The organism is Methanoculleus sp., assembly GCF_030019085.1.
GTDB lineage: Archaea > Halobacteriota > Methanomicrobia > Methanomicrobiales > Methanoculleaceae > Methanoculleus.
In genome coordinates this window covers 1-9,813 of sequence record NZ_JASEFJ010000029.1, presented here as the reverse complement: position 1 = coordinate 9,813, position 9,813 = coordinate 1, and the positions used below count along the sequence as shown (strand labels likewise).

The window sequence follows — 9,813 nt, the reverse complement described above, 5'->3', positions numbered from 1 at the left end:
GAGGGGCAGCAAGAGCGCCGCCGGCAGGGCGAACTTGAGGAAGAGCCCCCGGCGGTCCCGGAGGTCTTCAAGGACTTCCTTTTTGAAGAACGAGTCAGGGTACATCAGCCATCCCTCCCGTATACGCGAGAACAACGTCCGGGAGCCCCGGAACCCGGAGATCGACACCCACGACCACCCCGCCTTCTCCCGCCACCGCGTGGACGACCCGGGCGAGAAGAGACGACGGGCCGGACCCGTCCGGCGCGGCTATCACCGTTACGCAAAATCCGTCCTCCCGCCCCTCTGCATCCACGCCCTCGACGCCGGAAACCTCGCGTAGCGGCCGGAGCGCGACCGGCGCCGCCAGCCGGAGATCGATCGTCACCTTCGCACCGAGCGATCGGACGAGTGCGGACGGCTCCCCGGATACGAGCAGCCTGCCCCGGTCAAAGAGAGCAACCCGGTCGGCAAGCCCGGCCGCCTTGTTCACGTCGTTCGTGGAGAAGACGACCGCAGCACCCCGCCGGGCCGCCGCACGCAGGAGGCCGGCAAGGGTGCCCCTCGCCCGGTAATCCAGGCCGATCGACGGCTCGTCCAGCAGGACGAGGGAGGGTTCGTGCGCCAGGGCCTCGATCAGGCCGAGTTTCCGCCGCATCCCGTAGGAGTAGGTAGAGACCGGGTCGTCCCACCGGTCCCGGAGCCCGAAGAGCGAAAAGAGGACCCGAAGTCGGGCATGCGCCGCCTCCGGGTCCATGCCGTAGGAGCGGGCAAAGAACCGGGCGTTCTCGTAGCCGGTGAGTGTCTCCCAGTGGACGGTGTGGTCAAAGAGCATTCCTGTCCGGAGCATCATCGCCCTCCCGTCCGCCGGGAGCGTGACGGTCCCTTCGTCGGGAGGGATGAGGCGAGCGACGACTTTGAGCAGGGTGGACTTCCCCGACCCGTTGGGGCCGAGGAGGCCGAGGATCTCCCCTTCCCCCACGTCGAGCGTGACCCCATCGAGCGCCAGGACGGAGCCGAACCGCTTCGTCACGTCACGCAGGGCGACAACCATCCCTCTCCCTCACCGGAACTCAAGGAGCGTGGACCGGGTGACCCGCACCGTCCCCGAAGGGACGGTCTCGGCGACCTCGTAGACGAGGATCCGGTCGCCCGGGCGGACGGTCTGCCCCATGACCTTCCCGCGCAAGATATGCCGGTGAAAATCGGGAGCTAACCTCTTCGTCCGAGAAAAGACGACCACCCGGGCGTCGGGGACCTGCACGCTAACCGCCCCCCATACCGGACCGCCGGGCCACGTCCTGCACGGTGCTCTCCGTGATCCGGGAGAGGCCCCGGGCCCGGGCGTGCTCCTCGATCGCCGTCCGCGCCGCCCCCCGCGCAAACGGCGGCACCCGCAAAAGAAGGCTCTCCGCCTCCGGGGTCCAGGGTATCGCGTCGACAGAAAGGTCTGGTACCGCGACCGGTTTTGCTGGCGGCGCGACGACGAGGACGTTCGTGGTGCTTATCCGGGCAAGGTTCTGGGCGTTCGACCCGATCAACGACTCTTCCTCACGATGCAGCCCGTAACGGCCGAGGACGAGGAGCCCCGCCCCCCTGACCGCCGCGTAGTGGTGCACCTGCGGGCAGACCCTCCCGGCGACGACCGCCGTATGGACCCGGGCGCCCAGGGTTCGCGCGAGGGCCGCCCCGCGCTCCAGATTCCGCCGGTAGAGGTGCTCGAGGCCCCGATCGATGATCTCGTCGTGGAGGCGCTCCTGGGCCGGAAAATTGAACCTCCGCTGCGCTTCTTCGGGCAGGGCGTCGGCGATGACCGGGAAGACGCCGGCGTGAAAGAACGGGTCGTAGACGGCCACCGCCTCGAGCGGCGCATCGAAGGCGGCGGCAATCGCGGCCGCTCGCGCGAGGGCTGCGTAACTTCCGTCACTCCCGTCCACGCCCACGACGACCGGGCGGTTCTTCAGGTCCCAGGGCCGCCGCACCAGCAGGAGATCCCCTTCGCGGGCATACAGGAGCATCCGCTCGGCAAGGCTCCCGAGGGGGAGCCCCGGCGTCTGCCCGTGCCCGGTCGCGCCGAGTACCGTAAGATCCGGCCGGCGCTCCCGGATGAGGCGGAGGATCTCGACGTAGCCCCTTCCCTCGGCCGTAACCGGCTCGAACTGAATGCCCCGTGCGGCAGCCTTCGCCGCCGGCGGCGCGAGATAGGCGTCCGATATGAGCGCCATCCCGCCGGATATCAGGTCGTCGTGCGTCGCCCGCAGGGAGCCGAGCCGCTCCTCCTCCCGGTAGCGCTCCGGGAGGCCGGGCTCCATGTCCTCAAAGCGCCGCTGGTGCATCCGGGCGGCATAAACGTGGCAGCCGGTGCACCTGCCCTTACCGGCGGCGGAGGCGAAGGCTAGGGCCGCGTCAACCGCCAGGTCGGAACAGGGAGATCCGTCCACACCGACAAAGACCTGCTGATACATCATGCAAAAACAGGGGAGAAGAACTGCACAAACGGCATAAATGCTTCGGGTATGATTATCCGGGGTCGTAATGGAGGCGAGAAGATCAGGCCCCGGACGGCAGCAGGACGGTATCGATGCCCTGGATAACGCCGTTGTCGGCTAAAAGTTCGGGGATCGCGACCGTGGCGTTGTTCACCATGACGGCCGTGCCGGTAGCGTTTACGGTAAGATTTTCGCCCTGCAGGGTTCGGAGCGTCGAGACGTTACCGAGATCGTCGAGCGTGTAGGAGCCGTTCACGATATGGTAGAGCACGACCTCCGTGCTGTTTGAGGAGCCGTTCAGGACCGACTCAAGGGTGCCGGGGTTCATACGGTCGAACGCGGCGTCGGTCGGGGCGAATATGGTATACGGTCCGGGACTCTCAAGCGTGACGGCAACGCCCGTCGACTGAAGGAGGCCCGTGAACCGGGTGAAGTTTCCGAACGCCGGGTTCTCCTCGAGGGGGATGCTGGTCTCGGTCGATAGAAGGACCTCCATGATATTCCCGGCGGGATCCGGCGAGGAGTGGGAGGAGAGGAGGGTCGCACCCGCTCCCATCCCCTGCCCCCCGACCATGGCGCCGGTCTGGTTCCCTGTCATGTTCTGAGTCTGGTTCTGTGCCGGGGCCGGTGTGACGGCGGTGGGCGGCACGATCTTCCAGAGTTTGCCGGTGCTGGTGGTGTTGTCAGGGCCACCCACATCGTTCGTCAGCACATACATCTCCTGGCTTGCGTCCTCGCCGAACCCGCGCAGGAACGCGCCCAGCGTCTCGTTGTTCCGGGCGGTGACGTTCACCGTCTGGGCCTCCCACATCGCGTTCTCGTCAGGCGTCAGGCTCGCGGCGGTCTCCGGCAATGCACCCTCGGCCCATCCCGTCGGGGGTGTCGCGGCGAGGAGAGTGCCGTTTCCTACAGTCCGGCTGTCGCTCCAGTAGCCGAAGAGGTACCTGCCCTGAAGCCCGACATCGGCCGTCCCGCGGTAAACGTCGCCGCCGACGATGACGACGCCGAGGTCGTGGCCACCTTCAAAGATGGGGCCGATCAGCGGTTCGCCCTGGAGTCCGGTGGAGTTGCAGGACGCACCGGGAGCCGTGGTGGCGTTCGGGTCGAAGCAGTGCGTGCCCTCGCGGATGTGCCAGCCGTAGTTCCCGCCGTTCAAGACGACATCAACCTCCTCAAAGAGGTTCTGGCCGGCTTCGCCGATGAAAAGGGCGTTGCTGCCGCCGGAGTCAAAGGCCATGTAGGCCGGGTTGCGGAACCCATAGGCGTAGATCTCGGGCGGGACGGAGTCGTAGGCGTAAGAATCAAGGATCTCAGGCTGGGTCTTGGCAAACGGGTTGTCGTCCGGGATGCCGTAGAGGCTGCCGGCAAACGTCGTCCACGTCGGCTCGGGCGGGTTTTCCGTCCGGTTGACGGTCATGTTGCCTGTCTGGTTCATCATCCCGGTCACATTCTGTGGAACCGTCACATTGGTGGCAGTGACGTTGTCCACGTCGATCCGGAGGATCTTGCCGTAGATCTTCGTAAGATCCTGGCCGTTCCCGATACCGGGAGTATGCCCGTCCCCGGTATCATCTGCTCTACCGATATCGCCGACCGATATGTAGAGGTATCCGTCGGCGGGGGAGAAGTCAAGTTCACCGCCGTTGTGATTCTGGTACGACTTGTCGATGTACATCAGGACCTTCTCGGAAGAGTTGTTCACCACATTCGGGTTCTCAGGGTCGACCTGGAACTCAGAGATGTGGTTCGTGCAGCTCCATCCTTCGGGGGCTTCCGGTCTCAAGGGCGCGCTGTAGAAGGCGTAGACCTTGCCGTTCTCCGTGAAGTTCGGGTGGAACGCGATGGAGAGCAGGCCGCGCTCATCGTAGGTCGGGTCGAGTCCGACGAGGTTGTCCCGGAGATCCAGGAACGGTTCGGGGAGCACGGTCCCATTTGCATCCACGATCTTCACCACGCCGATCTGGTCGACGACAAAGAACCGGCCTGTCTCGTCGCCCGGCGCCGTCGTAACCATCATCGGCGCGGTGGTGAAGTTGTCCACTACAAGTTCCAGGCTCACTTCCGGAACAAATCCGGGAACATCTCCGAACGTCGTTACCGAGGTGTTGTTGGTGAACTTCGTTGCCTGGGGGGCGTTCGCATTGGTGAGGTCGAGACTGCCCGCCTCGCCGGCAGGCGTCGTCGCCGCTGGCGACGCAATGGTGTTCGTCCCTTCCTGCTGAGCTGCAACACCTCCAATGAGGCAGAGGCAGATTGCTATCGCAAGGAAGCCATACATTGTGTATGAAGGTTCATACGGGGCGGGGGCGAGGGTCTGATACGATATATACTTTCCGGGAGCCAAGGGTGCGAGGCATCCCAGGCGGCTGCACACGGATACGACCGCCCTGCTCGCTCTTTTGAGGCCTTCTTCCCCGGCGGGGCGACAGACCGTGACCCTAGCCCGATCGACCGGAGGGTCAGGGGGCTCCGCCCGCCCTGCAGTGATGCATCCGTCTAGATGAGGTGGATGGAGAGTGCAGGCGTGATCGGGACCCCGGCGATACCGGAAGGATCACCGCGAGTATCGTACTCGCGGGATGCTGACGGCGCTCTCCCTCGATTCCGGCATGGAGATCCTTGAGCGCGGACGTCAATGCCGGGCGACATCGGGAGCGAAGGACGGGGAGATCCGGGGGATCTCCCGCCGGTAGGCACACCTACTGCACGACGAAGTCGCCGGTCATTTGCTGGGGGTGGACATCGCAGCGGAAGAAGTAGGTGCCGGGCTCGGAGGGTGCCGTGAAGGTGTAGGTGGTCGTATCGGGGCCGGTGATGATGTCGCCCACAAAGATCTCCTCAGACGCCGAGGAGTCGGTGTAGACCGCGAAGTTGTGCGGGATGCCGTCATCCATGTTGTTGAAGTTCACCGTCACCTCCGCCCCCGCGGGCACCGTGATCGTGCTCGTGTCGAATGCTATGTCCTCGGCTGTCAGGTCAACGGTCGCAGTCCCCCCGCCCGCCGCACCGGTCGCTCCGGTTGTGGCATTTGCAGCCGCACCGGTAGTCGCTGCCGTTGTAATGTTTGCTGCCGCTGTCGTCGCCACTGTGGCGGCAGGGGTTTCGGTCCCGGCGGCTGTCGTGTTCGAGGGCTGTATGGCCGGAAGTCCCGTCACGGTGCCGGGGGTGAGCACTGCGCCGGGCACGGGCGTCGGCGGCGTTGCGTTCGGTCCGACCGCTACCATCTCAGAGATAGCCACCGCCGGGGGCTCGAACGACGTGTTGTCCGGGTGGACCAGTTCAACAGAGAAGGTATGGGTGCCGGGCTTCACGTTGGTAAAGGTGTGGGAGGTGTTTGTCGAGACGGCAAAGACGCCCTCCTCCCCGGAGAGCGTCATGTTCGTCCGCACGCCCGGCGCCGTCAGCGGGGCGAGATCCATATTGTAGATGATGTTGCCGACATTTTCGGAAGCAGACCCGCTACCAGGCGTGAAATTCTCAGCGAGCACCTCGATGGTGACGTCCGTCGTCGTGACCGCAGAGTAAGGGAGGGGTGAGAGAATCGTGACCCGGGGCGTGCCGGCTCCGGGAACCGCCCCGGGTGTACGGGTAGGGGTCTCGTTCGCTGCCACGGTTGCCGCCGGCGTGGAGGTCGTCGGGGTCACGGTCGGAGTGATGGTCTCAGTGCCGGTCGGGGTCTGGTTGCCGCCGGGACTCACGCACCCGGCTGCGAGGAGGAGCATCCCCGCAATTGCCAGAGCGACTATCAGAAGCGACAGAGGTTTCATAGCGGGCACCGATCGGATCGTGAAATGATAAACGTTGCCCCGGAACAGAGACGAAAAGAAGAGTGGGTTTGACCGATCACTGCACGATGAAGTCCCCGGTCATCTGTTGGGGATGGACGTCGCACCGGAAGAAGTAAGTACCGGGCTCCTCCGGTGCGGTGAAGGTGTAGGTAGTCGTATCGGGGCCGGTGATGGTGTCGCCCACAAAGATCTCCTCCGCCGCCGAAGAGTCGGTGTAGACCGCGAAGTTGTGCGGGGTGCCATCATCCATGTTGTTGAAGTTCACCGTCACCTCCGCCCCCGCGGGCACCGTGATCGTGCTGGTATCGAATGCTATGTTCTCGGCGGTCAGGTCAATGGTCGTGGCCCCGCCGCCCGCTACACCGGTCGTCGTCGTGGTTGTGACATCTGTGCCTGCCGTCGTCGCCGTGGCGGCGGGGGTTCCGGTCCCGGCGACCGTCGTCTCCGTAACAGACGGCGTCTCGGTTCCGGTCGGTGGGGCCGTCGGCGGGGTGACATTCCCGCTCGGCAGGGTGCACCCCGCGGCCAGAACTCCAGCGCTCACGACAAGGAGCGCCACAAGAAGGATTATGTTAGGCCTCATGCGGGAGACCATGCCATACGCGATATTTATAAGTTACCCCCTTTGGCCGGGCCCGGCGGACCGGAGATAGCATGTGTGCAGATGAGGTTTCACCGGGATGTGACGCGCCCGGATACGATATGGGGTCCCTACCCGTCACCCCGCCCCGCCCTCCCTGTGCGGGAAGAGGACGAACAGCCCGGCAAAGAGCGCAATCAGGTCCAAAGGTGGAAGGAAGCTTGCGACAAGAGCATAGCGCCCGGCCCTCCGGAGGTCGCCCCGGGTAATTGTCCGGTACGCCGCAAGCCCAAACCCGGTCCCGGCGGCCTTGACTGCGGCAAGGAGGAGCGCCCCCGCCGGAAAGGGGCCGGGCATGCCGGGCCTTGCAGGAAGGCACCCGATGCCGATAGCGAGGAGCGTCACAACCGCAAAGAGTCCGAAGATCACCGATATGATGATGAGAACTCGCGCAATCTTCGCCTCCTTCCCCATGCTTCTCATGCCGGGCCGTTTCTCTACGCCGTGGGTATTAACCTTTCCCGGGGGCATGATGGAAGCGGCATGGGAAGACACGCGCCGTCGGGCAACATCTCGATGAACGCACCCGGGTCTCCATCGCGTCCTGCGCGCATAGCCCCGGCAGTAACAGGGAAAGAGGTGGGGGGAACGAGTTTGCCCGTTCCCGTCCTCGTACACCTGTTCCCATCACTCAACGATGAAATCGCCGTTCATGTCGGGGTGGACGTCGCACTGGAAGTAGTAGGTTCCGGGCTCTTCCGGTGCCGTGAAGGTGTAGGTGGTCATCGCCGGCCCGGTGATGATATCGCCCACGAAGATCTGCTCAGATCGGAGAGAACTGTCGTAGACAGCGAAGTTGTGCGGGACACCGTCGTCCATGTTGTTGAAGTTCACCGTCACTTCCGCTCCCGCGGGCACCGTGATCGTGCTTGCGTCAAACCGAATGTCCTGGGCTGTCAGATCGACGGTCGTGGTCCCGCCGCCCGCTGCAGGGGTCGCATTTCCGGTAACGTTCCCCGTCGCGTTCTCGCCGACGGTGACGTTGATCGTCTCAAAGACGAGCGGGATGAGCGGCGTGTGGTCGTTGTTGACCAGCTGGACCGAGAGGTTATGCTCGCCCGGCGTCACGTTCTCCCAGGTGTGGGAGAGGTTCGTGGAGATGACGTAGCCGCCGACCGGCGGGATGGCGGGCTCGCTCTCATTCGTCGGCACCGGGGCGTCCAGGTAGTAGTGCAGGTGCCCCTCGCCCGGCGCGTTCGGCTGCCCGGTCGGCTCGACCAGCGTGAAGTTCGTGACGTTCACCTCGACGGTCACGTTCCCGACAGCGATGCTGGCGTTCGCCTCCGGCGACGTGATGGTGACGTTTGGGTCACCCATCTGGTTCCCGGCCGCGGCCGGCGTCTGGCTGCTCCCATACTCCTGGGCGACCACCCCGGAGAAGAGAGCCACACACCCTATCACCAGGGTGAGGATCAGGAGTCTCAACAGTCTCGTCATGCGGGCCGGGGAGATGGATGCAGGTCGTATATACCTTTCGCAAGACCGCCCAGTGCGCCCCGGATAGCCCTCCCCGTCAGGAATCCTCCTTCATGCGCCGCCGGTTCCCCGGGGGGACAGGGTTAAATGGGGCGGCGCCGTATCCCCGTCCATGATACGCACAAAGCGGATCTACGAAGAGCCCTCCGGGGACGACGGCACCCGGGTTCTCGTCGACCGGATCTGGCCTAGGGGCATCTCGAAGGAGAAGGCGTCGCTCGACCGGTGGGAGAAGGACCTTGCGCCCTCGACCGAACTGCGGCGGTGGTTCGGGCACGACCCGTCGAAGTGGGAGGAGTTTCTCCGGCGCTACCGGGCGGAACTCGCGGGGAAGGAGGAGGAACTCGCCCGGCTCAGGCGGGAGGGGGAGGAGGGGGCCGTCACGCTCCTCTACGCCGCAAAAGACGAGACCCATAACAACGCCGTGGCGCTGAAGCGGTATATCGAGGAGGAGTAACCTGCACCGATACCTTCTTTACGCCTCAACCCGGTTCCCCTCCACATGACCATGGAGAGCGACAGGATATCCTACCACGACTCTGTCCGAACCGTCTACGAACGGCTCAAGAAGGACGGCATGTCGAACGTCTGGGACCGCTACGAGGCCCAGGGCTTCGGGAACGACCCCGACAAGCGTTGCGGCTTCTGCCAGTCGGGCGCCCGGTGCGACTTCTGCTCGAACGGCCCCTGCCGGGCCGACGCAAGCCGGAACCACCGGGGCGTCTGCGGGATCAACGCCGACGGCATGGCAATGCGGATGATGCTTCTCCGAAACGTCATGGGCGCGTCGAACTACCACTTCCACGCCCAGCAGGCGGTCCGCACCCTTCGGGCGACCGCGGAAGGGAAGACGCCGTTCTCGATCGCGGAGCCGGAGAAACTCCGGACGTTTGCCGAGCGGCTCGGGATCGACACGAGCGGGAGCGACGCCGAGGTCGCGCTCCGGCTCTGCGACTTCGTGGAGGAGGACTTCCACCGGTTCACCTACGAGCCGAGCCGGATCGTGGAGCGGCTCGCACCTCCTGAGCGAAGAGAGGCCTGGAAACGCCTCGGGCTCTTCCCGGGCGGGATCTACGGGGAGACGACCGTCGTTACCGCGGCCAGCCTCACGAACGTCGACGGGTGGTTCGCGAGCCACGCCATGCGGGCGATGCGTCTCGGCGTCGCGATGGCCTACCAGAGCCAGATCGTCCTCGAGTACATCCAGGACATCCTCTACGGCATCCCCCGCCCGCACCCGATGCGGGTCGACCTCGGTGTGCTCGACCCCGACTACGTCAACATCCTCCCGAACGGCCACGAACCCTTCCTCGGGTTCGCCCTCATCGATCTCGCCCGTACCGACGAGTGGCAGCAGAAGGCGAAGGCTGCGGGGGCGAAGGGACTCCGGATCATCGCGAACATCGAGACCGGGCAGGAACTGATCCAGCGCCGGGAGAAG

9 protein-coding genes and 1 pseudogene are annotated in these 9,813 nt (G+C 65.0%); 2 read left to right on the top strand and 8 right to left on the bottom strand.

The window, feature by feature from the left end; all coding sequences use genetic code 11:
* Positions 1-94 precede the first annotated feature (94 nt).
* From QMC91_RS09245 to QMC91_RS09210, 8 genes are all read right to left on the bottom strand, one after another.
* Positions 95-1,033 (bottom strand): ABC transporter ATP-binding protein, encoded by a 939-nt coding sequence (locus QMC91_RS09245; RefSeq protein ID WP_300237949.1) that lies wholly within the window; start codon positions 1,031-1,033, stop codon positions 95-97.
* Positions 1,034-1,042: 9 nt separating this feature from the next.
* Positions 1,043-1,243 (bottom strand): hypothetical protein, encoded by a 201-nt coding sequence (locus QMC91_RS09240; protein ID WP_300237947.1) that lies wholly within the window; start codon positions 1,241-1,243, stop codon positions 1,043-1,045.
* A 1-nt stretch (position 1,244) separates the two neighbouring features.
* Complete coding sequence (locus QMC91_RS09235; RefSeq protein ID WP_209727041.1) at positions 1,245-2,447, bottom strand: universal stress protein; 1,203 nt, start codon at positions 2,445-2,447, stop codon at positions 1,245-1,247.
* An 82-nt stretch (positions 2,448-2,529) separates the two neighbouring features.
* Complete coding sequence (locus QMC91_RS09230; protein WP_300237944.1) at positions 2,530-4,746, bottom strand: fasciclin domain-containing protein; 2,217 nt, start codon at positions 4,744-4,746, stop codon at positions 2,530-2,532.
* A gap of 421 nt (positions 4,747-5,167) precedes the next feature.
* Positions 5,168-6,235 carry a cupredoxin domain-containing protein gene (locus QMC91_RS09225; protein ID WP_300237942.1) on the bottom strand — a complete coding sequence of 356 codons (1,068 nt, stop codon included), beginning with the start codon at positions 6,233-6,235 and terminating at the stop codon, positions 5,168-5,170.
* A 76-nt stretch (positions 6,236-6,311) separates the two neighbouring features.
* Entirely contained in the window at positions 6,312-6,839 is a 528-nt protein-coding gene (locus tag QMC91_RS09220; RefSeq protein WP_209727039.1) for a cupredoxin domain-containing protein, read from the bottom strand.
* A gap of 135 nt (positions 6,840-6,974) precedes the next feature.
* Entirely contained in the window at positions 6,975-7,319 is a 345-nt protein-coding gene (locus tag QMC91_RS09215; protein WP_209727038.1) for a hypothetical protein, read from the bottom strand.
* A gap of 204 nt (positions 7,320-7,523) precedes the next feature.
* Positions 7,524-8,333 (bottom strand): cupredoxin domain-containing protein, encoded by an 810-nt coding sequence (locus QMC91_RS09210; protein WP_300237939.1) that lies wholly within the window; start codon positions 8,331-8,333, stop codon positions 7,524-7,526.
* A gap of 151 nt (positions 8,334-8,484) precedes the next feature.
* Between QMC91_RS09210 and QMC91_RS09205 the strand changes: the two genes are divergently transcribed.
* Both QMC91_RS09205 and QMC91_RS09200 read left to right on the top strand, forming a co-directional pair.
* Positions 8,485-8,829 (top strand): DUF488 domain-containing protein, encoded by a 345-nt coding sequence (locus QMC91_RS09205; RefSeq protein ID WP_209727037.1) that lies wholly within the window; start codon positions 8,485-8,487, stop codon positions 8,827-8,829.
* Positions 8,830-8,874: 45 nt separating this feature from the next.
* Positions 8,875-9,813 (top strand): annotated as a pseudogene (locus QMC91_RS09200) (carbon monoxide dehydrogenase); the annotation flags it as partial.